At 68.7% G+C, this 25,550-nt stretch carries 19 protein-coding genes and 1 pseudogene; 11 read left to right on the top strand and 9 right to left on the bottom strand.

Annotation, left to right across the window (positions count from 1 at the left end):
• Positions 1–4: 4 nt before the first annotated feature.
• The 5 genes from CEP50_RS04110 (at position 5) to CEP50_RS04090 (ending at position 9,996) form a co-directional block, all read left to right on the top strand.
• A complete protein-coding gene (locus CEP50_RS04110) occupies positions 5–2,593 on the top strand; it encodes a tetratricopeptide repeat protein (RefSeq protein ID WP_106112585.1) in 2,589 nt (862 codons plus the stop codon).
• 107 nt (positions 2,594–2,700) lie between these two features.
• Positions 2,701–7,683, top strand: a complete 4,983-nt coding sequence (locus tag CEP50_RS04105) for an NAD-glutamate dehydrogenase (protein WP_258174820.1) — start codon at positions 2,701–2,703, stop codon at positions 7,681–7,683.
• A gap of 140 nt (positions 7,684–7,823) precedes the next feature.
• Positions 7,824–8,267, top strand: coding sequence for an acyl-CoA thioesterase (locus CEP50_RS04100; protein WP_106112583.1), 444 nt, complete (start codon positions 7,824–7,826; stop codon positions 8,265–8,267).
• Positions 8,260–8,898 carry a hypothetical protein gene (locus CEP50_RS04095; protein ID WP_106112582.1) on the top strand — a complete coding sequence of 213 codons (639 nt, stop codon included), beginning with the start codon at positions 8,260–8,262 and terminating at the stop codon, positions 8,896–8,898. The genes CEP50_RS04100 and CEP50_RS04095 overlap by 8 nt, the downstream gene beginning before the upstream one ends.
• A 66-nt stretch (positions 8,899–8,964) precedes the next feature.
• Positions 8,965–9,996, top strand: coding sequence for a hypothetical protein (locus tag CEP50_RS04090; RefSeq protein WP_106112581.1), 1,032 nt, complete (start codon positions 8,965–8,967; stop codon positions 9,994–9,996).
• On the opposite strand, the gene CEP50_RS04085 is transcribed toward CEP50_RS04090, so the two are convergent.
• The 4 genes and pseudogenes from CEP50_RS04085 to CEP50_RS20845 form a co-directional block, all read right to left on the bottom strand.
• Positions 9,964–11,220, bottom strand: a complete 1,257-nt coding sequence (locus CEP50_RS04085; RefSeq protein WP_258174817.1) for an alpha-amylase family glycosyl hydrolase — start codon at positions 11,218–11,220, stop codon at positions 9,964–9,966. The genes CEP50_RS04090 and CEP50_RS04085 overlap by 33 nt on opposite strands.
• A 296-nt stretch (positions 11,221–11,516) precedes the next feature.
• Positions 11,517–12,890 carry an alpha-amylase family glycosyl hydrolase gene (locus CEP50_RS04080; protein WP_106112579.1) on the bottom strand — a complete coding sequence of 458 codons (1,374 nt, stop codon included), beginning with the start codon at positions 12,888–12,890 and terminating at the stop codon, positions 11,517–11,519.
• A gap of 236 nt (positions 12,891–13,126) precedes the next feature.
• On the bottom strand, positions 13,127–13,510 hold the full coding sequence (locus tag CEP50_RS04075; RefSeq protein WP_019855108.1) for a globin: 384 nt from the start codon (positions 13,508–13,510) through the stop codon (positions 13,127–13,129).
• 26 nt (positions 13,511–13,536) lie between these two features.
• Positions 13,537–14,127 (bottom strand): annotated as a pseudogene (locus tag CEP50_RS20845) (mechanosensitive ion channel family protein); the annotation flags it as partial.
• A gap of 985 nt (positions 14,128–15,112) precedes the next feature.
• Between CEP50_RS20845 and CEP50_RS04065 the strand changes: the two are divergent.
• From CEP50_RS04065 to CEP50_RS04055, 3 genes are all read left to right on the top strand, one after another.
• Positions 15,113–15,673 carry an HNH endonuclease gene (locus CEP50_RS04065; protein ID WP_258174815.1) on the top strand — a complete coding sequence of 187 codons (561 nt, stop codon included), beginning with the start codon at positions 15,113–15,115 and terminating at the stop codon, positions 15,671–15,673.
• 629 nt (positions 15,674–16,302) lie between these two features.
• Positions 16,303–16,557 (top strand): aa3-type cytochrome oxidase subunit CtaJ, encoded by a 255-nt coding sequence (gene ctaJ / locus CEP50_RS04060; protein ID WP_106112577.1) that lies wholly within the window; start codon positions 16,303–16,305, stop codon positions 16,555–16,557.
• A gap of 1 nt (position 16,558) precedes the next feature.
• Positions 16,559–17,044, top strand: coding sequence for a DUF5130 family protein (locus CEP50_RS04055; RefSeq protein WP_181188216.1), 486 nt, complete (start codon positions 16,559–16,561; stop codon positions 17,042–17,044).
• Between the two features lie 99 nt (positions 17,045–17,143).
• Here the strand turns inward: CEP50_RS04055 and CEP50_RS04050 are convergent, their stop codons facing one another.
• Positions 17,144–17,902, bottom strand: coding sequence for a response regulator (locus CEP50_RS04050; RefSeq protein WP_106112575.1), 759 nt, complete (start codon positions 17,900–17,902; stop codon positions 17,144–17,146).
• A gap of 125 nt (positions 17,903–18,027) precedes the next feature.
• Complete coding sequence (gene pepN / locus CEP50_RS04045; RefSeq protein WP_106112574.1) at positions 18,028–20,604, bottom strand: aminopeptidase N; 2,577 nt, start codon at positions 20,602–20,604, stop codon at positions 18,028–18,030.
• A 272-nt stretch (positions 20,605–20,876) separates the two neighbouring features.
• Between pepN and CEP50_RS04040 the strand changes: the two genes are divergently transcribed.
• Positions 20,877–21,500, top strand: a complete 624-nt coding sequence (locus CEP50_RS04040; RefSeq protein ID WP_106112573.1) for a mycothiol-dependent nitroreductase Rv2466c family protein — start codon at positions 20,877–20,879, stop codon at positions 21,498–21,500.
• A gap of 117 nt (positions 21,501–21,617) precedes the next feature.
• Here the strand turns inward: CEP50_RS04040 and CEP50_RS04035 are convergent, their stop codons facing one another.
• The gene (locus CEP50_RS04035) at positions 21,618–22,445 is read right to left on the bottom strand and encodes an MBL fold metallo-hydrolase (RefSeq protein WP_106112572.1); all 828 of its coding nucleotides are present in this window, start codon (positions 22,443–22,445) and stop codon (positions 21,618–21,620) included.
• A 62-nt stretch (positions 22,446–22,507) separates the two neighbouring features.
• On the bottom strand, positions 22,508–23,257 hold the full coding sequence (locus CEP50_RS04030) for a 2-phosphosulfolactate phosphatase (RefSeq protein ID WP_106112571.1): 750 nt from the start codon (positions 23,255–23,257) through the stop codon (positions 22,508–22,510).
• Positions 23,258–23,313: 56 nt separating this feature from the next.
• On the opposite strand from CEP50_RS04030, the gene CEP50_RS04025 reads away from it, so the two are divergent.
• Positions 23,314–23,784 (top strand): ribose-5-phosphate isomerase, encoded by a 471-nt coding sequence (locus CEP50_RS04025; protein WP_106112570.1) that lies wholly within the window; start codon positions 23,314–23,316, stop codon positions 23,782–23,784.
• A gap of 118 nt (positions 23,785–23,902) precedes the next feature.
• Positions 23,903–24,709, top strand: a complete 807-nt coding sequence (locus CEP50_RS04020; RefSeq protein ID WP_106112569.1) for an Fpg/Nei family DNA glycosylase — start codon at positions 23,903–23,905, stop codon at positions 24,707–24,709.
• Between the two features lie 106 nt (positions 24,710–24,815).
• Here CEP50_RS04020 and CEP50_RS04015 read toward each other — a convergent pair whose 3' ends face one another.
• On the bottom strand, positions 24,816–25,439 hold the full coding sequence (locus CEP50_RS04015) for a 2'-5' RNA ligase family protein (protein ID WP_026449191.1): 624 nt from the start codon (positions 25,437–25,439) through the stop codon (positions 24,816–24,818).
• Between the last annotated feature and the right edge of the window lie 111 nt (positions 25,440–25,550).

The raw sequence follows: 25,550 nt of genomic DNA, 5'->3' as shown, positions 1-25,550 counted from the left end.
CGTCTTGGCGAGGGAGCGCGGTTCGTGGGCGAGCAGGCCCGGCCAGGAGCTGCTGGAATCCGCCTGGCAGTGGCGCTGGCGGGTTCCGGAACTGGCTCTGCTGCTCGGAAACCGCGCTGCCTCGTGGGCGAGAGAGAACGGTGATCCCGAACAGCGTCTCCACGCCGAGTACGTGGCGCTGTTCGCCGCCAACAGGTTGGGACACGCCGCCGCCGAGACCGAACGCGCGCTCGGCGTGTTCCGGGAGGCGGAACGGGCCGGCTCCGGTGAACTGCTCGACCGGCTACGGATCGAACTGGCCTGCTGTGCGCGTGGCAGCGGCAGCTACGACGTGGCCAGCCGGGTGCTGGACCCCCTGCTGGAGAAGGAGGACGTGCCTGCGCGCCTCCGAGCCCACGCGTTGGTGGAGTTCTGCGGCTCGCTTCCGATGCACCGCCGTTCCGCCGAACGACTCAGGGCCCTGGACGAGGCGGACCGGCTTTATGCGGCGGAGTCCGAGCACCACCGGGACCTGGTGGGACTGCTGCGAGCCAGGGTCGACATGGCCCGGGCCGGCCACCACCGGGGGCACGGCGAGTTCACCGTGGCGATCGACGCGGCGCTGCGTGGCATGGAGTACCTGCGACGGCTCGGTGACCCCGCCATCGACAGTGGTGGCGTGCGGGCCGGACTGGTGCTCGAACAGACCCAGGGGCTGCTCGAACTGGGGAGAACAGCGGAAGCGGTTCGTTGCTCCGAGGAGCTGCTGCACCAGCCTCCCCGGGCCGCCGCGGCCGCTCCCGTGGGATGGCTGCGACTGGCACTGGCCACGAGAGTCCACCTCCCCTCGGGGCGGAGACGAACGGCGGTGGAGTCCCTGCACGAGGCGCTGGACGGGGCGCGCAAGCACGAGCTGTTCGACGTGCAGACCGCGGCCCTCAACGTGCTGGCGAACCTGCACGAGGCCGCCTCCGAACTTCCGGAGGCCTTGCGTTGCCTCCGTGAGGCCTACTCGGTCGATCACCGGCACCGCAGGACACTCGAGCACGCCCGTCTGCGTTTGCTCGAGGAGTTCCCGGCCCGGCGGTTCCAGGGGGCTGCCGTTCCCCGGCAACAGTCGGTGGGGGACGTCCGGTCCACCGGAAACGGCGACACGGGTGGTGCGGCCCTCCACCGGACTCCCGAGGTCCCCAGCCCCAGCACAGCCAAGAACGAGGACACCGGCGAAGCCGCTCGGAGACTGCTGGACGCTCTGGTCCGGCGGTCGGAAGAGACCGAGTCCGGGGAGAGCCTCACCGGCCCTTCCGGTCCGGACACCTCACGGGGCCAGGAGCGTGGGGAGTCCCCCACGCGAGTGGCGGCCGAGGACGCCGTCGGCACTCCGACCCGAGGGGAACGTCGTACTCGTGCGGCGACCGGAGCGAAAGGCGGCGGCGGAAGACGGCGCAGGGAGGCCGAACCCTCCGTCCCACCCCAGTCGGGTACGTCCACACCCTCAGCCACAGCGGCGGAGGAAACCAAGCACGGCTCGGAGGAGGCTGCTTCGACACCGACCGTCTCGTACCTGACCGGGGGGCAGGACACTCCCGTAAGCCTCGGAGAGCAGGCCACGAGAAAGGACCAACCGGCGGACTTCCCCATGACGGAGCCGGAACCCACTCCCCGGAGCCACGGAGTCTCCGCCTCGGGGGTCGACTACGGGTGGCACTTCGCCGCTCCCAGGGAGGATCCTTCCGGGGAGACCTCACTGATTTCCACCTTCCCCGGCTCCGAGAGCGCTTCGGCCGACACGACGACCGTGTTGCCGATCCTGCCATCCGAGCCGGAGACCGCCGACACCTCATCGGAGGTGTCGTCTCCTCCCTCGGAGGATCTCCGGGGGCCCACCGGCCGGACTCCGGGCGAGCCTCCCCTCTCCCGGCAGGAGACCCCCGCGTCGGGACAGCACCACACGTCCCGAAACTCCACAGCGGCCTCCGAGGAGGAACACCGCGTGGACCAACACGAGGAGTCCTCCTCGGGACGCCGTTCCCACGGGCGTTCTCTCGCCGAGATCAAGGCCGCTATCGAGGCCGAGCAGCAGGGCGGGCGTTCGGCTCGCGACAGCGGACCGGAGACGTTCCGCTCCGGCGGGCGCAGACGGCGTGCCGCCTCCGAGGACGACCCGGCGGAGCAGTCCACCGGGTCCACGGCGGTCCCCTCCCCGGACAAGACCGACCACGAGAGTCCCCGAGGGACCGTTTCCGAGGAGCTGCTGGAACAGAGTCGTGAACTGATCAGGGACCTCCCCGGGGTCGAGGCCGCGAGCGAGCGGGTCGACGGCACCGACCAGTCGGGGCTGGCGGACCTGCTGGCCGAGGCGTTGGTCGCCTACCAGCACGGACGTCAGGAAACCACCGGACACGACGCGGCGGGTGCGGCTTCCCACACCTCCACGGTCGGAGACGCTGAGCCCGTCTCCGGGGAACGGAGTCCGTTCGACCGGTCCGCCACGGGCACACACGACGCTTCCCCGAGCGACGTGCCGGGGAGGGAAGGACGCGCGCACAGACGCCACGCGGTGGGGGAGGAGGGCTCCGACGGCAGCCGGACCTGGACCCCCCAGGTTCGTTGAGCGTTCACCGAGCTCTGCTCGAGGCCGTCCCCACAGCGAGTCGCACAGCCTCTAGGGTGGTTCGTGTTGGCACAACGAGGTGCCGCTAGTTGTGGAGCTGCGTGACGATGACCTCTGAATCCGGACAGTTGAGTACTGAACACACCGCGTCGAACACGGACCGGGCCCCCTTGTCCGAGAACGGCGCGGATGATGTTGAGCATGTGACCGATCTGGTGGAGCGAGCCGTACAAACGGCCCCGGAACTGGGCCACCTGCTACGCACCTACTACCGACACGTCCCCGCCGAGGAGATGGCCGGGGACGAACCCGCCGACCTCGTGGGAGCGCTCCGTTCCCACCACGAACTCGCCGCCCACAGGGCTCCCGGCCGCCCTCTGGTGCGGATCTTCAACCCCGAGCGTTCCGTCGACGGATGGCAGAGCCCCGCCACGGTGGTGCAGCTGGTCACCGACGACATGCCCTACCTCGTCGACTCGGTGATCGCTGAACTCACCAGGGCCGGAGCCCAGGTGCAGCGGGTCGTGCACCCGATCGTGATCGTGCGGCGGGATGTGGCCGGTGAGCTGCGTGAGGTCCTGGCCGACGCCGACCCCTCCGATCCTCCCGAGGACGCGCTCGCCGAGTCCTGGATGTTCCTCGAAATAGACCGGCTCCCCGAGTCCGCGCGGGTTCGTGAACTCGAACAGCGACTGTTGACCGTGCTCACGGACGTGCGAGAGGTCGTCGAGGACACCGACCGGATGCACGCCACCGCCCGCGGAATCGCCGACGCTCTGGAGCAGGACGCCCCGCCGCTTTCCGCCGAGCGGATCCGGGACGGGGCGGCACTGCTGCGCTGGCTGGCCGACGGGCACTTCGTGTTCCTGGGATACCGCCACGACGAGGTGGCCGTGAACCCGGAGGCCGGGGAGTCCGAACTGCGGGGGGTGCTCGCCAGCGGCCTCGGTGTGCTGCGTTCCGACAGCAGCACCGCCCGGAGCCTCTCGGCGAGGACGGAAACCGAGTCCAACGCGGGAGACCTGCTCGTCCTCACCCAGGCGAACGCGGGCTCCCCGGTCCACCGGGCCGGACACCCCTTCTACGTGGGAGTGCGTACCTTCGACCGGGACGGCGTCGTGACCGGCGAACACCGTTTCATCGGCCTGTTCACCACCACGGCGCTGCACGAGAACGTCCTCGACATCCCGGTCATCGAACGACGCGCACGTGAGGTGATCCATCGGGCCGGTTTCCCGATGGAGTCCTTCTCCGGGCAGCGGATGCTGGAGGAGATCCAGAGCTATCCGCGTACCGAGCTGTTCGCGACCGATCCGGACACGCTGCTCGACATCATCACCGGGGTGCTGGCCCTGGCCGAGCGTCGCAAGCTCAAACCCTTCCTGCGTCGTGACCCCTACGGCAGGTTCTTCTCCTGCCTGGTGTATCTGCCCCGAGAGCGTTACACGACCCGGTCGAGGCTGGCCATGCAGGAGGTGCTGCTGGCAGAGCTGCACGGTACGGGGCTGGAGTACAGCACCAGGGTGGGGGAGTCCGCGCTGGCGCGGATCCACTTCGTCGTGCACACGCAACCCGGCAGCCGACTCGAACCGGATCTCAACCGGGTGCAGCGGTTGCTCAGCGAGGCCACCCGCACCTGGGAAGACGACATGGTCGACGAGGTCGACTCCGAACGCCGGGGCCACCGCAACGAAGCCAGGCGGGACGGGCGAGCGGTCTCCTTCGGCCCGGAGACGACCAGCGAGGAGGGGCAGCGCTACGCAGCGGCGTTCCCGGAGGCCTACAAGGAGGACTTCGACGCCGCCGAGGGGCTGGCCGATCTGCGCCGGTTGGAGGGCCTTTCCCAGCCGGGTGAGTTGGCGATGTCGTTCTACACGCCCCGGGAGGGGCTGCCGGGCGACCGGCGGTTCAAGATGTTCCTCACCGAGCGGGTGACGCTGTCCCGGGTGCTTCCGGTGCTGCAGAGCATGGGGGTCGAGGTCGTCGACGAGCGTCCCTACGAGGTGTCCCCGGACGAGACGACCCGGCGGTGGATCTTCGACTTCGGACTGCGCCCCGAGCGCGATCTGGCCGAACAGTCCGGAGGGGAACGACTCGACACCCTGCGGCAGCGTTTCGAGGAGGCCTTCCGGGCCGCCTGGCAGGGTGACTCGGAGGTGGACAGGTTCAACTCACTGGTACTGCGCGCCGGGCTGACCTGGCGTCAGGCCACTGTGCTGCGTGCCTACGCGAAGTACCTGCGCCAGGTCGGTGTCGCCTACAGCCAGGACTACATCGAGGACGCGCTGATCGCGCACGGTGACATCACGGTGCGGCTGGTCAGGCTGTTCGAGACCCGCTTCGACCCCGAGCTGTCCGACTCCGTCCGCGACTCCCACGAGCAGGAGCTCGTCGCCGCCCTGAACCGGTCGATCGACGAGGTGACGAGCCTGGACGCGGACAGGATCCTGCGGAACTACCTCAGTCTGATCCGTGCGACGCTGCGGACCAACCACTTCGTCCGGGACTCCGAGGAGAGCCCGCGTTCGTTCTGGTCGTTCAAACTGGAACCGCAGGAGATCCCCGGTCTGCCCGAGCCACGTCCGCAGTACGAGATCTTCGTGTACTCCCCTCGCTTCGAGGGGGTCCACCTCAGGTTCGGCTCCGTCGCCCGTGGCGGGCTGCGCTGGTCCGACCGTCGGGAGGACTTCCGCACCGAGATCCTCGGACTGGCCAAGGCCCAGGCCGTCAAGAACGCCGTGATCGCCCCGGTCGGAGCCAAGGGCGGTTTCGTGCTGAAACGTCCGCCGGCTCCCACGGGGGACCCCGCGACGGACCGGGAGGCCACGCGTAACGAAGGTGTGGCCTGCTACCGGATGTTCATCTCGGCCATGCTCGACGTGACGGACAACCTGGTCGGGGGACGGGCCGTGGCTCCGAAGGGGGTCGTGCGCCACGACGGTGACGACACCTACCTGGTGGTGGCCGCGGACAAGGGGACCGCCACGTTCTCCGACATCGCCAACGAGGTGGCCGCCTCCTACGGTTTCTGGCTCGGCGATGCCTTCGCCTCCGGCGGTTCGGTGGGCTACGACCACAAGGCGATGGGGATCACGGCCAAAGGAGCCTGGGAGAGCGTCAAAAGGCACTTCCGCGAGCTGGACACCGACGTCCACCGTGACGACTTCACCGTGGTCGGTATCGGTGACATGGCCGGTGACGTGTTCGGCAACGGGATGCTGCTCTCCGAGCACATACGCCTGGTGGCGGCGTTCAACCACATGCACGTCTTCGTCGACCCCGACCCCGATCCCGCGGCGTCCTACGCCGAGCGCGCCCGGTTGTTCGAACTTCCCCGGTCCACCTGGGACGACTACGACCGCAGTGTGATCAGCGAGGGAGGCGGTGTCTGGCCGCGTTCGGCGAAGTCGATTCCGCTGAACCCGCGGATCCGTGCGGCACTGGGCATCGACGAGAGCGTGTCCGCGCTGGCTCCGAGCGAACTGATCAAGGCGATTCTGCGGGCTCCGGTGGACCTGTTGTGGAACGGCGGCATCGGCACCTATGTCAAGGCGAGCACCCAGACCCACGCCGAGGTCGGTGACAAGTCCAACGACCCCGTCCGGGTGGACGGGGCGGAACTCCGCGCGAAGGTGGTCGGCGAGGGCGGAAACCTCGGCATGACCCAGCTCGGCCGGATCGAGTTCGCCCGCGCGGGCGGCAAGGTGAACACCGACGCCCTGGACAACTCCGGCGGAGTCGACTGCTCCGACCACGAGGTCAACATCAAGATCCTGCTCGACCAGCTCGTCTCCGAGGGGCGGTTGGACCGCTCGCGGCGTGACCAGCTGCTGCGGGAGATGACCGACGAGGTCTCCGAGCTCGTGCTGACCGACAACCAGCGGCAGAACGCCGTGCTGGGAACCTCGCGGGCACACGCGGCCCAGATGGTCTCGGTGCACGCCAGGCAGGTGGCCGAGCTGGAGAAACGATCCGGGTTGGATCGTGACCTGGAGGCCCTGCCGAGTCCCCAGCAGTTCCGGGAGCTGGAGAAGGCCGGGCAGGGGTTGACCTCGCCGGAACTGGCCACCCTGATGGGGCACGTCAAGCTGGCGTTGAAACAGGACGTGCTGGCCAGCGACCTGCCGGACACGGAGTCCTTCGCGGTCCGGCTTCCCGAGTACTTCCCGGCTCCGCTGCGGGAGCACTATGCGGACGCGGTGCGGCACCATCCGCTGCGACGGGAGATCACGACCACGTTGCTGGTCAACGAGGTCGTCGACGGGGCCGGCATCTCCTACGCCTACCGGCTGTTGGAGGAGATGAGCGCCGAGACGACCGACGCGGTGCGGGCCTTCGAGGTTGTGACCGCCGTCTACGACCTGCCGGGGCTGTGGGCCGAGATCGAGCGGCTGCACGGCGTGGTGCCCAGCGAGGTGGTCGACTCCATGATGCTGGAGACTCGCAGGCTGTTGGACCGGGCCTCCCGGTGGCTGCTGTCGAACCGTCCCCAGCCACTGGCCATCAGCGCCGAGATACACCGTTTCCGTCCGGCCGTGGTGGAACTGTCCGAGTCCGTCTGGGACATGGTCCAGGGCAAGGCGGCCGAGAACGCCGCGAAGCGGGCGAACGAGCTGATCGAACGGGGAGTGCCTGAGAAGCTGGCACGGCGTATCGGGACGTTGCTGGACACCTTCGCCCTGCTGGACATCACCGAGATCACCGAGTTGGCCGAGCGTGAGGCCGGGGTCCCGACCGAACGCAGCCCCCGGGAGAGCGCCGAGCTCTACTTCGCCCTGTCGGAGTATCTCGACATGGAGCGGATGCTGGTTTCGGTCGGCGAGCTGGAACGGGGCAACCGCTGGCACGCGTTGGCCCGGCTGGCGTTGCGGGACGATCTGTACACCTCGCTGCGGGCGATAGCGGTGGACGTGCTGCGCAGTGGTGACCCGGGTGAGTCCCCGGAGGACAAGATCGCCCACTGGGAGGCGGCCAACGCCTCCCGGATCGGTCGTGCCCGCTCCTCCCTGGAGGAGATCAAGCAGGCCGGCAAGCAGGATCTGGCCACGCTCTCGGTGGCCGCCAGGCAGTTGCGCAGCATGGTGCGTTGATCTGTGGGGCCGACGCGGTGACGGAGGACTCGTCGGGTGCGGTGTCCGTAGCGTGACGGAGTACCGTGGTTCACCCGGACGGGTGTGTCACGCACCGCGTCGGCCCTGTCGGCGGCCCGACCCTTGGAGGAGAGGAAAAGGTGGGAGCCTTCGTCACCGAGGTACCGCTGCGTTGGTCCGATATGGACGCTTTCGGCCACGTCAACCACGCCAGAACCGTCACGCTGCTGGAGGAGGCCCGGGCGAGTCTGCTGTTCACCGAGGCGGAGCGCCGGGGACACGCGGGGATGTCCGAGGGTCTGGTGGTGGCCAGGCTGTCGGTCGACTACCGCGCTCCGGTGGACTACCGGATGGGACGTGTCCGGGTGAGTCTCTCACTGCGTGAGCTGCGGCGTTCCTCGTTCGTGGTGGACTACACGGTGGCGGCCGGTGGCAAGGAGGTGGTGACCACGGCGGAAACGCTCATGGTGCCCTACGACCTGCGGGCCGGACGACCGCGCCGCCTGACCGAGGGGGAGTACTCCTTCCTGGAAGAATGGGTACGCGAACCGGCCGCCCCCGACGAGGAGCGTCGAATTGCCTGAGCTGCGGATGCCACGCTCGGTGGAACGGGACGACCTGAGCGCTTTCGTCGCCCGCGCCGTACGACTGGACGAGCAGGCGGTGATCCGCCTGCGTACCAGGGCCGACGGGCGGTTGGACGCGTGGTCGGCGACCCCGTTCGACGCGTTGTGCACCCGATCGGTCCAGGGCGAGGTCGAGCCCGGGGATGTGAGCGTGTCCGGCAACGAACTGCTCGCCGCGTTGACGGTGTCGAACGGTCCCGTGATGGACCCCGGCCCGGAGCGTGATCTGCTGTGGCGCTCCGAGCTCCCTCCTCCCGAGGGGTGGCGTCACGTGGACGACCTCCCCGCCAGAGTGGTGGGGGAGGTGGCCGAACGCGGAGTCGGGGTCGCCCGGGAGAACGTCGGTCCCAAGGGGACCCCGCCGGCTTCGCTGATGGACCAGGAGGTGTTCACCGTCAGCGGCTCCGGTCTGCGGGTGACAGTGCCGCTGCGGTGTTTGTTCGTCCTGACGGGGATGGGTTTTCTGGTCAGTGACCCCTCGGAGGACGAGGTGGTGCGGGTCAGTGCCACCGAGTCGTGGCTGCGCATCGACTCCCGTTTCGGTGCGGTGGTGCGGCGCAGGAGGGCACTGCTGCCCCTGTTGACCTGATCCCGCCTTCCCCCGTGCTTCCGTGCGGTGTTCCCGCGTGGACACCGTGTGTCCGAGAATCGGGGTGTGTACGACTACCCCGCCATGCCGGAAAGTCCGGACGCGTTGCGCATGAGCCGTTCCTTCCGGGAGGCTTTCCGGCTGCCCGGGCCGCTGAGCGGTGCGCTGGTTCTGCTGCTGCGGACGTGGTGGCTCTTCCCGCTGGCCGCGCTCGTGGTGGTCCCGTTCAACGCCGTGAGCTGGGCCGTGAGCTGTCGTTTCGGAATGTGTCGACGGGTCGGTCTGCGGGACGGGTTGCTGCGGGTCGACGAGGGAAGCTGGGTGGACGTCTGGAGTCGGGTGCTGCGGGCGATGCTCGTGATGCCCGCGCGGATCGCGGTGATAGCGGTCAGCGTGGCTGCTCTGGCCTGGGTCTGTGCCGGCTACCGGGCTGTTCCGCGTCGTGTGTGGCACCTGTTGAGCAGGCGCTGGGCGGGGTTGTGCGGCTTCGGACTGGTTCTGGTGGTGCTTCCCGCGGTGCTCACGGCCCTGCCCCTGTACTTTCTCCAACTGCGGGCGGCTCCGATGTTGTCCGAGGAGGCCCCGGCCTCCTCGGGCGGGCTCGTGCTGATCCTGGTGCTGTCGGTGGGCGTGATGCTCGGCTCCCTGGTCGGGATCGTCTCCGGGGTGTTCGCCAGCGTGGCCGTCGTTCCCTTCACCGTGCGGCGTTCCGGGGCGCGGGAGGCGTTGCGCGGGGTGGTGCACATGGTGCTGCGTCGGGTGCCTCCCACCCTGGTCACGGTGTCCGTGGCGCTGACGTTTCCCTCGGTGGTGGCTTCCGTGTCGGAGACCGTGGTCAGTGGAGGCGCCGAAGCCGGCTGGTTCGACAACGTGGTGCGGGACTCGTCGAGTGCCGTGCTGTCCTTGCCGGTCGTGGCGGCGATGTACTTCACCCGCTATCTGGACCTGTCCCGCCACACCGACGGCTACGACCTCGCGGGGTTGACCGCTGATCTTCGTGGAAGTGCCGCCCCGCACGGTTCCGAGGAGGACACCGCATCCGGTCGTGACGGGGCGGAAGCGTGTTCAGACCAGCCACACGGCGGTGTTCGGGGGTAGTCGATCGCCGGAGTCGAGGGGGGAGCTGCACAGCACGATCTCGCCCGGAGGTACCGGTACCGATGTGGACGAGGTGTTCAACGCACAGGTGAGCTTCCCCCGGTCGTGTCGGAAGGCCAGACACCCTCGGGGCGCCCCGTACCAGCGGATCGGTGCCAGTGTGGCCAGCTCGTAGGAGCGGCGTAGCTCCATGGCGTTGCGGTGCAGCGACAGGGTGGAGCCCGGGTCCTCGAGCTGGGTCTCCACCGTGCTGGACGCCCAACTGGGAGGCGTGGGCCACCAGCCCGCCGGGGCCGAGGAGAAACCGAAAGGGGGGTCGGAACCCTCCCAGGGGATCATGCCCCGCACCGGGTGGCTGCTGGTCCGGTCCGGGCGCTCGGATTCGGGTAAGCCCAGTTCGGTCCCGTTGTCCACTCCGGCCACGCCGGGAAGGGCGAACTGGACGAGTGCCATGGCACGGGCGCGGGCCAGTCCGGTGGCCCCGCCACCGAAACGCGTGGTCGGCCTCGGGTGGTCCCAGTTGGACAGGGTCCACACCGGTGTGCTCCCGACCTTGCCGCTGTCGTTGAGCACCGTGTCGATGACCTGGCGGATCCGTAAGGCCTCGAAAGGGGTGGTGCTGAAGCGGTCGTCCACCCCCAGGTCCAGTTCCACCAGGGGACCGCTCGCGGTGTGCCAGTGCTGCACGAGTCCACCGAGCGGTACGGTGCGGGACTCGCCGAGGCACTGGCGTGCCAGACGCAGTATCGCGTGGGTGTTCTCGTCGACGGGGCCGGTGATGCCGGGAGTGGAGGCCACCCTGAACCCGTCGATGCCGTGTCTCGTCCAGTGACGCAGTGTCGCGTCCAGTTCCTCCACCCCGCGTGGATCGGTCGGAACGGAGCCGTCCACGGCCAGATCCAGCACGATTCCGATGCCCGCCTCGTGGGCTTCCGCGACCAGCGTCTCCAGCGTCTCGACGGTTCCGACGAGAGGGTCCACGTCGCGCCCCTGCCTCGCCCGCCCCACGGGGGAGGCGATCACGCCGGTCAGCCAGACGGCCTCGATCCCGATCAGCTCCAGATAACCGAGCCGGTGACGGACTCCTTCGAGATCGCCGATCCCGTCCGCGTCGGAATCGTTGAACGCGCGGGTGTCGACGCGGTAGAAAATCCGGTTCCGCCACCATCCCGGAGAGGGCGCGGGAGGGTGGCGGTTCGAGTCGGTCAAGTGCACAGCGGCCATCCTGTCAAGGACGAGGAGAACCGGATGAGGTGTGATGTTCCCACGATCGAGTGGATCTTGAATCGACCACGTGGGTAACGATTCTTTCGGGAACTCGTTCCCGTTCCGGTTCTCCGTGGTGTGTCGTCGCGAACCGCCCGCGATGCGACGTTTCTCCTTTCCCATCCGGGCGGAATTCGTGTGCCGTCCTCCGGAGCGCCGTGGTGCGCGGGTGCCTTCGTGCCTCCTCGGAATTCCCCTGACGGGGAGCGTGACGTGCCTCCTCCTCGGCGGAACCGGACGGGTGGTGCGCGCGCTCAGCCCGTGCTCAGCCAGGCGGCCGTGTCGGCCGGTAGTTGTCCGTCCTCCAGCGGGGCACTGGACAGCAGCACCTCTCCGGGAGGCAGTGGGACGGGGTGGGCAGAGGTGTTCAGCGCGCAGGTCAGTCCCCGCGAGCCCCGACGGAAGGCCAGGCATCCCGGGGGAGCCCCGTACCACTCCACCTCGTCCTCGGCGAACAGCTCGGGTGGCACGGAGTCCTCACCGGCGAGGGAGGCCCTCCGAAGCTCCAGCGCCCCACGATACAACGACAGTGTCGAGTCCGCGCTCTCCAACTGTGCCTCGATCGTGAGCCCGCCCCAGTCCTGCGGGGCTGGCAGGCACGAGTCCACGGCCTCGCTGAAGCCGAACGGGGGAGCCGTGCCTTCCCACGGCATGGGGACCCGTGCCCCGAGCAGCTCCTGGGTGGGCATCTCGGTCTCGTCCCCCACGACCTCGGGAAGCCCGAGTTCCTCGCCGCTGTCTATGCACACCACCCCGGGCAGGGCGAGCAGCACGAGGGCCATGGCGTGGGCGCGTGCGCGCCCGAGTTCCCCACCTCCGAAGCGAGTCACCTGCCGGGGGAAATGACGTCCGGAGACGAGCCATCCGGGGCGGGTGTCGAACTCCCTGCACGCGGCCAGCTCCTTGCCGACGGCCTCGCGGATGCTGCCCGCCTCGAAGTCCGTCTCGGCCAGCGTCCGGTTGAAGTCGACGTCCCACACGCCGCGACTGGCGCGTTGCTCCTCCACGAACGAGCCGATCAGCCGGTTGGAGTCGTCCGCCAACGCGGCCCTGATGGCCCTGGTCGTCTCCGGGTCCGGACCGCCGGTGTCGGCCTCCGGCGGTGTTCCGCGTTGGGAGAGGGCCAGTCGGAAACCGTCGACTCCCAGGTCGTTCCAGAAACGAAGTGTCCGCACCAGCTCCTGTTGGGAACGTGGCTGTCGTAGGTCGGCCACGTCCACACCGATATCGAGAGTGATCCGCAGATCGCAATCGTGTGCTGCCGATGTCAGCCGTTCGAATGACTCCAGCACGGAGGCGGCCTGGCGTGGATCGCCGATGTTGGGCCCCATACCCGTCATCGCCACGCCGGTCAGCCATATCGTGTCGATGCCGATCAGTTCCAGGTAACCGAGTCGGTGACGCATCCCGTCCAGGTCCCCGACGCCGTCGGCGTCCGAGTCGGCGAACAGGCGGACGTCGACCGCGTAGTGAGTCGCGCTCCACCACCAAGGGGGACGAGATCCGGTGACATGGTTCTGTTCGGTCCAGCGGCGCACAGTGGTCATCCCCTTACTGCGTCCGATTCCCGGCCCGGCGGGCAGGACGGGCACGGTGTCGATGCGCTCAGACGGTGCCTGGTCGATCATTGGACCACGCGTGTGGTTGCCGGGCTACGACGAGATCCGGTCCGGGCTGGTACCGGTGTCGACGTCCGTCGATGATGTCCTACCCCGTGGGGAGGACGATCTCGCGGTGGGGGAGGGGCCGGGGACGGGGCACGCCACCGCCGCCACGGCCTTCCCCGGAAGGACCGTGTGACGCGGCGGGGAGTGCTCCCTCACGGAGGAGAATCCGCAGGTCGTGTCCGTACGGGCCCGGCGGTTCAGAACCAGGAGTTGACCATGCTGTGCGCGGCCATCTCGAAGTAGCGCCAGAGACGGTCGCGCTGTTCGTCGGTGAGCTCTACCTCGTCCAGGGCGATACGCATGCACCGTAACCAGGCGTCCCGTTCGGCCAGGCCGATCTTGAAGGGCGCGTGGCGCATACGCAGCCGGGGGTGTCCCCGCTGTTCGGAGTAGGTCTGCGGGCCGCCCCAGTACTGCATGAGGAACAGACGGAGCCGTTCCTCGGCGCCGCTGAGATCCTCCTCCGGGTACAGCGGGCGCAGCAGCTCGTCCTCGGCCACTTCCCGGTAGAAGCGGGCCACGAGGGCGCGGAAGGTGGCCTCGCCGCCGACCTGGTCGTAGAAGGTTTCCGGAGTGCTCACGTGCCCTCCTCGCGAGGCTGTCGACGTCACTGCTGCTCACCCGAGTCTGGCATCAGGCGTCCCGCAGGATAAGGCGGTTTGATGTCCGCTTCGTCATAGGCCCGCTTGATCTCGGCACGGAGCAGACGTTGTACGGCCCACTGCTGTCCGGGACGGACCTTCGCGGTCAACCGCAACGTGATCGTATCCGACGTGATCTGGTTGATGCCGAGCATCTCCGGAGGGGTCAGCACGTCCCTGGAGAGGGGCTCGCGCTGCGCCGCCGCGGCGGCGACGGACTCGGCGACCTCCTGGGCGCGGCGGATGTCGCTGCTGTGCGCGATCGGCAGGTCCACCACGGCCACCGCGTAGCCCTGACTGGAGTTGCCGACCCGCAGGATCTCCCCGTTGCGCACGTACCACACGGTTCCGTTGACGTCGCGGAGCGTGGTCACCCTCAGCCCCACCGTCTCCACGGTGCCGGTGGCCTCTCCCAGGTCGACCCAGTCGCCGACCCCGTACTGGTCCTCGACCATCATGAACATGCCGGACAGGAAGTCCCGGACCAGGTTCTGCGCGCCGAACCCGAGTGCCACGCCCACGACTCCGGCGGAGGCGATCAGGGGGGCCAGATCGACCCCGAACTCCTGCAGGACGTAGATGGCCGCGAATCCGAAGATCACGAAGCTGACCACGGACTTCAGGACGGAGCCGAGCGTTCTGGCGCGCTGGCTGCGCTGCTCGGCCAGGGTCTCACCGGAGACCGAGTCGCCGTGTCGTTCCCGCAGTGGTTGCAGCAGTTTGGGGGCGGTGCCGTTGGTGCGGCTGAGTCGGGTGATGACTCTGTGCAGCACATAGCGCAGCAGGAACGCCAGAACCGTGATCAGCAGGATCTTCAGTGGAGTGATGATCAGCAGTTTGGAGTAGTTGGCCAACCACGCGTTGCCGGTCCAGTCGAGGACGGTTCTGCACCACTGGCTGGCGTCGTCGGAACACTGGGACTGCGCTAGTGGTAACGCGTTCATGGTCTCGGGGCTCCATGCGGACGCTGGGAACTGCCTTGTGCCTACGGCCCGGGCCCTCCGAGGACGTGGCCGCGGTGATCCGCTCGACTACCGCTTCCGGCAGGCGCGGTCGACCGTCCTCGTCCGCTTCGTGAACGCCCCGCCGTCCACGACGCGCCGGTGGGTGTTCGTGGGAGAACACCCACCTCGACCGCTCTGTTCACGGACCGGGCCGGTGACCTCGGCAGAAACAGGAGGGGCTCGGTCGCCGTCCCCACGGTACGCGACCCCCACAGGGGTGCGTACCGCGCCTCGGGTGTCCTCCCGAAGGCGGACGTTCCTTCCAGGGAAGGGATACCGACCGGCCGGGACGGTCGGACATTGATCGATTCGGTGCCGTGATTTCCGACTGGTTAACCGGATGTTCTTTCCGAATCTGGTTTGACCCGGCGGGTGCGGCACGGATCACACGTGCGTTCCGGGAGGGTTTTGTGTTCGACTGTTCTCGGCAGACGGTGGAGGTGGTCGAGTGCCCGACCGAAAACCGATTCCGTGCGGTGCTCCGTCGCCGGCACCCTACCGAGGGGGTGCACGCGCCGGGGGCCGCAGGCGCGGACACGTGCCGTCGACCTCGGCCGAGCGTTCCGAGGGCGTGGGGACGTGGTCGAAGCGGCGTGTGCTGCTGCTCAACGCGACTTTCGAGCCGTTGACCGCTCTGCCGCTGCGCAGGGCCATCGTGTTGCTCGTCTGTGGCAAGGCCGAGGTCGTCCACGGTGATTCGGCGGGGTCCACCTGGAACTCGGCCTCGCACAGCATCGAGGTCCCCTCGGTCATCAGGCTCAGCAAGTTCGTCCGGGTTCCGTACCGTGGGAGGGTTCCGCTGTCCCGGCCGGCGTTGATGATGCGGGACAATCACCGGTGCGTGTACTGCGGTGTTCGGGCCGAGACCATCGACCACGTGGTGCCTCGGAGCAGGGGTGGTTCCCACACCTGGGAGAACTGTGTGGCGTGTTGTACGAAATGCAACCGGCGTAAGGCGGACCACACCCTGAGTGAGCTGGGGTGGTCCCTGCCGGAGACCCCGCGGGCTCCCCGGGGCAGGCACTGGAGGCTGCTGGCCGGATCCACCGATCCCGATCCGCTGTGGCTTCCTTACCTGGGAGAAACCGCCTCCCGTTAGTGGAGGGGGCCACGCGGTGGCCGGGCGGTGTCCGTGGCCGGCGTGTGGGGGTTGGTCGGGGACCGTCGTCGGAGCACGACGGGAAGTGTCCGGTCGCGGAGCCTGTCCCTTTTTCCGGTGTCCGTTTTCCGTTCCGCCGCGTGGGAGCTGATTCGTACTCCACGGCGGGAGCTGATTCGTACGCCGTGGCGGAGGTGTGTTCCGGAGCGCTCCGGAGAAGTCGGAGCTGTCTCGAACAGCGATTCATGCTTACACGTTTCGTGTTTGATCGATTCACAAGTGTCATCCAGAAGGGTGTTTTTTTCGCGCTTCCCGCAGGTTCCCTTGCGCATCCTTGTCGCCTTTCGTGGTCAGAACTGCTCATGTCGTGGATCAGCTCAGCCGTGCAAGATCCATACAGGTGAAATCTAGAATCGGCGACTGTCCGATACAAGCCACCAGCTCGCCCCTCCGTGTGACCGTTCGACACGACTCCGGTGCGGGTCAGGGGAGGGAAAATGAAATGAAAAAGATTCATATATTTGGAGGGGTGGGGCGCGGGGACGTGCTCGGCCCCTCCCACCGCGGCAGCGCCCGCGCGTGAGCCAGGTAGTGGACCATCCCCCACGGGGATCGGATACCGTGCTGGTGTGACTGTCCTGCAGACCGTACTCTTCCTGGCCGTGATCCCGGCGGCCGTCTACGGACTCGTCATGCTGCTCGTGCTGTGGCCGAGACTGGTCCGTTCACGCCGACGGGCGAATCAGCAGTGGGACTTCCCCCCGGTGCTGTGGGTGGCCAATCCGGCGGGTGTGAGTCCGAGCAGCCCACTGTCCGAGGACGCGGAAGTCGCGCCGGGCTCCGAATCCGGCACCGCGAGGGGAGGCGCTCGTGGCAACTGGTGAGATGGCCGAGACGTCGAGGAACACGGATCCGGGCGAACTGGAGCCGGGCCAGGCGCTCACCGCCGGTGGACGACTGTCCATCGCGCGGCGTGTCGAACCCGAACGCCCCAAACTGCCGTTCACGCCCGGTCAACTCGCCAGGCTGGACGAGGCGCTCACGCTGTCGACCCGTACGACCGGCCTGGAGTTCGCCGTTTACCTCGGTGACCTCGGGGAGGACACCCGCGAGCGGGCCGAACAGATACACGCCGAGCTCGGGCACCGCGCCCCCAGCGGAGTGCTGATCGCGGTCTCGCCGGCCCAGCGGCAGGTGGAGGTCGTCACCGGTGAGTACTCCCACCGGCGTGTTCCGGACCGAGCCTGCAACCTCGCCGTGATGAACATGGTCGCCTCCTTCAAGGAGGGAGACCTCATCGAAGGACTGATCAGTGCCTTGCGGATGCTCTCGGACACGGCCGGCACCGACTTCGAGTCCGGTCACGAGTGATCACCGGCATTGAGCCCGGCGGGCGGCGTGCTCGGAGAGCTTCCGGGTGACGCGGGCTAGCTCCGACGGTGCCGGACCCGCGGAACACGGGCACCCCGTTCACAGCAGCCCGAAGTTCTGGAAGTGGCGGAACATCTCGTAGGCCGAATGGGTGGCGGCCACCGCTCCCAGCTGACGTGCCTGGTCGGCGTGCTGAACCTGTCCGCGCTGTGTTCCGAAGACGATCACCGGTATCTCCATCCCGAGATCACGGAGTTCGCGCAACAGGGTCAGGCCGGCGTCGTTGCGCCACCGACCGTCCTCCCGCCGAGCCATGTCCGTCACGACGAGCCGGTACGGCCTCTCGGAGATCTCGGCCACCGCCTCGGAGGTGGTGGCCGTGATGGTGACGCGCACCCCGTTGTTCCGGAGTTGCTCCACCAGCAGGGCGTGACTCTGGGCCCGGTCGGTCACCCACAGCACCGCGAAGGGTTCGGCACCGCTCGGGGCCTGCACCGGTGGGAAGTGCTCCGCCCCCACCGGTTCCTCCCGCTGGGGGCGCACTCCCTGAGGGGAAAGCTCCTCCTCGGGCAGCTGCTGCGCAGGCCCGGCGGAGCCGACCGCCTCCCCGGACGTGCGGTCCTGTTCGTCGAGACGTTCGTTCAACACGCTGAGCTGACGCTGCAGGTCCTGGATCATCTCGTTCTGCTGGTCGTTCAGCTCGCGGAAGGTCAGCCGCTGACCGCCTATTTCGAAGTCGAGCTCCCGTTTTTCGGCGGTGCGCAGCACCCGTCCGATGGCCTGACGGAACATCAGGAACAGCAACAGCGTGATCAGCGGCCACATCAGCGTGGCGATCGCGGTGATCAGCTCGGCCATGGGCGGCTCCACGACACGGTGGGCGTTTCGTGGGCACAAGCCTACGCCCGGTGATCGTCCCCCAGAGAGGGATCGCCGGAGTCACCACCCCAAAGGAGGTGCGGTGACTCCGGCACCCGATGGGGTCAGGAGCGGTCACACTCCCTGGCGGCCAGCGCGCGGACCACGCCCGCCTTCCCCTCGGAGACCAGTCGACGCAGGGCGGGAGGGTGCTCCTCGGCCAGCCAGGCGTCGGCGGCCCGGACGGTTTCCTCGTCCACCGACCAGGACGGGAACAGCCCGATCACCGTCGGCTGGGCGCGTTCGCTGGAGCGCCTCCGCCAGACGTCGTCGATCTCGGCGAAGTAGCGCTCCACGTAGGGGGTGAGCAGGTGCTGCTGCGCCGGGTGCTGGAAGCCGGAGATGATCGCCTCGTTGATCGCGTTGGGAAGCTCGTCGTCGTGCACGGCGCGCTGCCAGGCACGTTCCTTGGCCTCGGCGGTGGGGATCAGCGCACGGGCGCGTTCCGCCCGCCTCCTGCCGGTGGCCGTGGGGTCGGCGGCGAACTCCTCGTCGATCTCGTCCTCCCCGGCGGCGCCGTGTGCCACCAGGGCCTGCAGCAGTTGCCAACGCAGGTCCGCGTCCACCACGAGACCGTCGAGCGGGGCGGTTCCGTCCAGCCACCCACGCAGCACCGTCAACGTGTCCTCGTCGAGTCGCGCACCGACGAGCGCGTTGACGAAGGCGAGCTGGTGGTCCGATCCGGGTTCGGCGGCGCGGGCCAGTTCGAGCAGTCGGCCGGTGTAGCGCCGCCAGCCTTCCGGCTGCCAGTCCGGGTCGCCGTAGGAGCCCAGCGCGGTTCTGGCCTGGAGCAGAACGCGCTGTACCACTCCGATCTCGGCCTCGGCTCCGATGCCGCTCGCGGTGTTCCTGCCGACGACGAGGTCGACGAAGTCCCGTGGGCGCATCTCGGCGTCGCGGGTCATCTCCCAGGCCGTGGACCAGCACAGGGCGCGTGGCAGCGAGTCGTCGACATCGGCGATCCGCTCCACCAGGGTGTTCAGCGACCTTCGGTCCAGCCGCATCGAGCAGTAGGTGAGGTCGTCGTCGTTGACCAGCACCAGTTTGCCGCTCGGCACTCCGCGGAGTTCGTCGACCTCGGTGCGCTGGCCGGACACGTCCAGCTCACTGCGGTGTGTGCGAACGAGTTTGCCGGAGTCCGGGTCCTCGTCGTAGACGCCGACCGCGAGCCTGTGGGTGCGGTACTCGCCCGCTCCCGGTGTGGCCGGGCCCTGCACCACGGCGAAGCTGCTGAAGCGTCCCTGCTCGTTGGTGTCGAACTCGGGGCGCATCGAGTTCAGCCCCGTGGTCTCCAGCCACTGGGCGCTCCACCAGGACAGATCCCGCCCCGAGGCCTCCTCCAGAGCGGTGAGCAGGTCGGAGAGCTCGGCGTTGCTCCAGGCGTGGCGGTCGAAGTAGATCTTCAGTCCCCGCAGGAAGTTGTCGAGACCGACGTAGGAGACCAGCTGTTTGAGCACCGAGGCGCCCTTGGCGTAGGTGATGCCGTCGAAGTTGACCTCCACGGCCTGCAGGTCCACGATGTCGGCCGCCACGGGGTGGGTGGAGGGCAGCTGGTCCTGGCGGTAGGCCCAGGACTTCTCCACGTTGGCGAAGGTGGTCCAGGCGTGGGTGTACTCGGTGGCCGAGGACTGGGCCAGCACGCTGGCCCACGTGGCGAAGGACTCGTTGAGCCACAGGTCGTCCCACCACCGCATCGTGACGAGATCGCCGAACCACATGTGGGCCATCTCGTGCAGCACCGTCTCCGCGCGACGCTCGTAGAGGTAGCCGGTGACCCTGGAGCGGAAGACGTAGTCTTCCAGGAACGTCACGCATCCCGCGTTCTCCATCGCACCGGCGTTGAACTCGGGCACGAAGCACTGGTCGTACTTGGCGAAGGGGTACGGCACGCCGAAGGCCCGCTGGTAGAAACCGAATCCCTGCTTGGTTTCGGTGAACAGCCGTTCGGGGTCGAAGTGCTCGGCCAGGGAGGCGCGGCAGTACAGGCCGAGCGGGATCTCACCCTCCGGCCCGCTGTAGACGTCACGCCACTCCGCGTAGGGCCCGGCGACCAGGGCGACCAGGTAGGTGGAGAGCGGGGGAGTGGGCTGGAAGACGTGCGTGCTGCTGCCCTCGGCGGAGGCGGTGATCTCCCCGGGGGAGTTCGAGATCACTTTCCAGCTGTCCGGGGCCGTGACGGTCAGCCGGAAGCTCGCCTTGAGGTCCGGCTGGTCGAAGCAGGCGAACATCCGCTTGGCGTCGGCGGTCTCGAACTGGCTGTACAGGTACACCCCGCCGTCGACGGGGTCGACGAACCGGTGCAGTCCTTCGCCGGTGTTGGTGTAGTGGCACTCGGCGTCGACGACGAGTTCGTTCTGCTCGGCGAGATCGGGCAGGGTGATGCCCTTCTCCTCGTCGTAGTCGGAGAGGTCCAGCTCCACGCCGTTGAGCACGGCACTGTGCACCCGTGCCGCCATCAGATCGATCCAGGTGGAGGTACCCGGTCGGGTGGTGGTGAACCTCACGGTGGTCTTCGAGCCGAAGACCTCCACGTCGTCACCGCCCGCGCCGTCGGACAGGTCCAGCTCGATCTCGTAGGACTGGACCGCCAGCACCTCGGCGCGTTCGCTCGCCTGTTGACGGGTCAGGTTCGGCGGAGCCACGGATCACCTCGTCAGTAGTCGTGGGAAAGGCTGTAAGGGCGCTCGAACGCCCGAACCAGAGTCAATCATGCTGTTCGCCGGGCGTGCAGGCGGTGCGTGGCGGGGGCGGTGCCGGTTCTTCCGAGGAACAGGACGATCTCCCCGGAGGGGAGTGGCACACGTGTCCGCTCCTCCGGCAGTGGACGAGCCGGGAACATCGTGCGCCCGCGTGTGGTTGACCCGGCGGGACAGGAAATCTCCCCCTGTCGGGGGACAACCACGGAGGTGCGTTCATGGCCACTGCCGAGCGGAGCGACCGCCCGGAGGTCTACTTCTATTTCGATCCGGTCTGCCCGTTCGCCTGGGTGTCCTCCCGGTGGATGCTCGAGGTCGAGCAGGTCCGGGACATAGACCTGCGTTTCCGCGTCATGAGTCTGGCCGTGCTCAACTCGGGCCGCGAGGTGGGAGAAGAGTACAAGCAGTTGCTGGACAAGGCGTGGAAGCCGGTCCGGGTGGCGATCGCCGCCGCCGCGAACCACGGCAACGAGGTACTGGCGCCGTTGTACACCGCCATGGGGACGCGTTTCCACGACAAGGGCTACAAGGACTTCGATCAGGTGATTTCGGAGTCGTTGGCCGAGGTCGGTCTTCCCGCGAACCTCGCCGAGGCGGGGGACAGCGACCAGTACGACGAACAGCTGCGTGCCAGCCACCACGCGGGTATGGATCCGGTGGGCGACGAGGTCGGCACTCCGACCATCCACGTGGACGGGGTGGCCTTCTTCGGGCCGATCACCACGCGGATCCCCCGGGGGGAGCAGGCGGGCGAGCTGTTCGACGCCGCGAGGACCCTGGCGGGCTACCCGTACTTCTTCGAGCTCAAGCGGACCAGGACCGAGGATCCCCGGTTCGACTGACAGCCCGTCTTCGCCGCGGACGCGTCCCCCGCGTTCGCGGAAGGCGGTTCTCGGAAGACCGCGCATTCTTGTCCGCGCCCGGCCCCCGGGGGCCGGGCGAAGGGATCGGTGGCGGGGTCACCCGCCGCCGACCCTGCTCAGGGCGGCGCGGACGGTCTCCTCCGGGTACGGTCCCTGCGCGACGGCCTCCCGTTCACCGATTTCTCCGCGGGAGACCCCTGCGCACAGCTCGGCGAGGGAACGCAGTTCCGTGTGCTGCCGCGCGGCCTGTTCCGGGGACATCGGATCCCCGTGGCCGGGGACGAACAGCTCGTCGGAGTGCCCCAGCACTTGCCCGAGGGAGTCGGGCCAGCGCAACGGGTGGGCGTCCTCGAAGTCGGGGCAGGCGCCGTTCTCGAGCAGGTCGCCCACGAAGGAGACCGCGGCGTCCTCCACCCGGATCACCAGGTCGTGGTCGGTGTGTCCCGGCCCCGGATGGAAGAGGCGCACCGTCCGCCCTCCCAGGTCGAGCACCACCGGTTCGTCCACGGAACGGTCGGGGAACTCGATCACGGTCTCGGCCAGCGCGGCGGCCGTCTCCGTCTCGCCCACGGCGCGGTAGTGCCTCGTCCAGGCCTCGCGCTGGAGCTCCGCCGTGGCGGTGAGGTGTGCGGTGAAGTCCACGTGGGACCAGACCGGTGCCGGGGTGAACGCGGTGGTGCCGAAACAGTGGTCGAAGTGGGCGTGGGTGAGCACCACCTGGGCGGGCAGCCGGGTGAGACCGCGCACCGCCTCGGCGAGTTCCGCTCCCTGCCGGCGGTCGCCGCGTGTGTCGATCACCAGCGCCTGCTCGTCGCCCAGCACCAGTCCCACGGTCAGGTCCAGCTCGGCGTAGCGCCGAACCAGCACTCCCGGGCGGAGTTCCCTCCAGTGACCGGTTCCTTCGGAGTCCACGGTGACAGCCATCCCCTCTGTTCACGGTGCCGTGCGCGCGGGTTCCTCACGACGTCCCTCGTGCCTCTGTGTGGTCACCGGCGACTGAACACGCCGGCGCGCAGCCGTGGGGCGGCCGCGCTCACGTCCGCCAGGCAGGCCAGTTCCACGTCCTGTCCGTAACCCCACTCGACGAGTTCGCGTCCGGACTCGCAGTCGCGCAGCTCTCCGCGCAGGTCGCTCACGTTCCGATAGCTCCGCGCGGCCGTCTCGGCCTCCACCGACCTGCTGCCCACCTCGGGAGGCAACGCCGAGATGACCGCTCCCGCCCCCAGCACGTCCTCCACGGCGAACCGGAGGGTGTGCTCTCCGCGTCGTTCGCCGGCGGCGACCACACCGACGGGGCCGTTACGCGCGGCCGCACCGGCGGCCCCGGCCACCGTACTCGCGTTCCGCAGGCAGCCGGCGAAGACGATCGCGCCGAGCTCGGCGGCGACCGAGCACAGGCGGGCCCCGTTCGGGGAGGGCAATCCGATCAGGGTTCCCTCGGCGACGTCGCTCAGCGTGGAGGGGCTCAGCGAGTGGTCGCTCTCCCCACGAGGCCCCGCGAGGACCGCGCCGGCCGCTTCCGCCGCCTGGCGGGCCCTGTCGTCCTCCTGGGGAAGCGGTAACACGTGCGCGCCGGCGCCGGTGGCCATGTCCACCGCCGTGGCGAAGGAGAGCACGTCCACCACGACCAGTACGGCGCATTCCTGCCCGAGTCTTCGTAACCCGTCGATCCCCCAGTCGAAACGCACCGCGTGACCGGACTGTACGAGGGACGTGTTCGAACGCTCCTGCCGCATGTCTACCCCCTGACCGGGTGACGGGTCCGTGCGAAACGGTTTGGCACACTACAAGAGTGCGCGTCTACCTTGGTTCCGATCACGCCGGTTTCGACCTGAAGACCCGTTTGAACGAACGACTGACCAACCTCGGCTACGAGGTGGTCGACGTGGGACCCTCCGTCTACGACGCGGAGGACGACTATCCGCCGTTCTGCGTGGAGACCGCCCGCCGTGTGGTCGCCGACGCCGGAAGTCTGGGGCTGGTCATCGGCGGCTCCGGAAACGGCGAGCAGATCGCCGCGAACAAGGTTCCGGGTGCCCGGGCCGCCCTGGTGTGGAACGAGGAGACCGCCGAACTGGCCAGGCGGCACAACAACGCGTTGGTGGCCGGCATCGGGGCCCGGATGCACGAGGCCGCCGAGATCGAACGGTTCGTGGACGTGTTCCTGACCACGGAGTTCGAGGGGGGACGGCACCAGCGCCGTATCGACATGCTGGCCGACTACGAACGCAGCGGCCAAGCCCCCGCCCTTCCCCAGCAGTGAACTCCCGGGGGAACCGGCCTCCGCGGTCTCGGCCGCGGGAGGACGACGGTTCCCCCACGTGTTCCGACGGAGCCCGTCCTTCGTCTCCGAGAGAGCGTGATTGGTTGGTGCCGTTGCCGTGCCGGAGGGACACGTACTCCACGGACTCGCCCGGCTGCACCGACGGCGTTTCGGGGGAAACCCGGTCGAGGTGCGCAGCCCCCAGGGGCGGTTCACCGCTGCCGAGGTACTGAACGGCGCGGTTTTCGAGACCGCCGAGGCGCACGGGAAGCACCTCTGGCACTTCTACGACTCCGACCGTGTGGTGCACGTTCATCTGGGGCTGTACGGAACGTTCACCGAGTCCCCCGTGCCCCTCGAACAGCCCCGGGGCAAGGTACGGATGCGGATCGTGGGCCCCACCCACGGCACGGATCTGCGTGGTCCCGCCGCCTGCGAGATGCTCACTCCGGAGGAGGTCGCCGCGCAGCGGGACCGACTCGGTCCCGATCCGCTGCGGGAGGACGCCGATCCCGACCGCGCGTGGGAGAGGATCAGCCGTTCCCGTTCCACCGTGGCCGCGCTCCTGATGGACCAGTCCGTGCTCGCCGGTGTGGGCAACGCCTACCGTGCCGAGGTGCTGTTCCGCCACGGAGTTCCGCCCCGTCTGCCGGGCAGGTCGCTGCTCCGGGACACGTGGGAGGCGATCTGGCGGGACCTGGTGGCACTGATGTCGGAGGGACTGCGCACCGGGCGGATCGACACCGTGCGGCACGAGCACTCTCCGGAGGTGACCGGTCGGTTGCCTCGCCGGGACCGGCACGGCGGGGAGGTCTACGTCTACCGCCGGGGCGGTAGCCCGTGCCTGGTGTGCCGGACCCCGGTTTCCGTCGCCCGGCTACACGGACGCAATCTCTACTGGTGCCCCACGTGCCAGGCGGACTGACCGGGGGACTCCGTCCGGCGGGAGCTCGTGGCGGTGCGCGCGGACCCGCTCCCGACCACCGAGTGACTCCTCCCGCCGTGCCCCGGAGTGAGTCCGCCCGCTCGGTTCAGCCAGCCAGCTCCACCTCGCCGAGCACGGACCACTCGGTGCCCGAGTGGTCCCGGTAGAGCCGCACCAGCGCTATGCCGGGCACGGTCAGGGTGACCGGCTCGACCTGGGTCGCCTCCAGCGTCGCCTTGGCGAACACGGCCGGTCCGTCGGCCGTGGCGTAGGCCAGACTCACGTGGCGGTCGATCTCCTCCGGTTCCTCCGGAGGCTGCGTTCCCAGCACCTCGGCGGTGGCCTCCCGCAGGCGGCCACGCAGGTCCGTGAGGGTGGCCTGGGGCTCGGCGGGCAGGGCCAGGGACTCGGAGAGGACGACTCCGCCGTGGAAGGACAGAGAGAGCGGGGCGAAGGAGGACAGGCGCTGACGGGCGGCCTCCAGCAGCGCCTCGACCCGCCCCTGCGGGGCCTGTTCGTAACCGCCGCTTTCCTGCAGCAGGATGTGCATCCACTCCAGCGGAACCGGGTCGAACCCGGGAAGGTCACGCAGCGAGTACTGGTACTGGTTGGCCAGCCCGCGCAGTTCGGGACTGTTGCCCAGTGGAAGCAGCCAGGCCAGCGTGCTCTCCTCCGGACGTGTCCCGTTCCCCCGGGGAACGTGTTTGCGGACCTGGTCGGCGTGTGCCATGTCGTTCACTCCCGGATAGTGCACCGTCGATCGAGGCGGGCCCGAGACGGTAACGGCTGTTCCGAAGCGGGAACTGCTCCCGCTTCGGCCGTCGGTCATCGTCTCCAAGTC

The organism is Actinopolyspora mortivallis (assembly GCF_003001495.1).
Taxonomy (GTDB): domain Bacteria; phylum Actinomycetota; class Actinomycetes; order Mycobacteriales; family Pseudonocardiaceae; genus Actinopolyspora; species Actinopolyspora mortivallis_A.
This window is presented reverse-complemented; position numbering and strand designations above follow the sequence as displayed.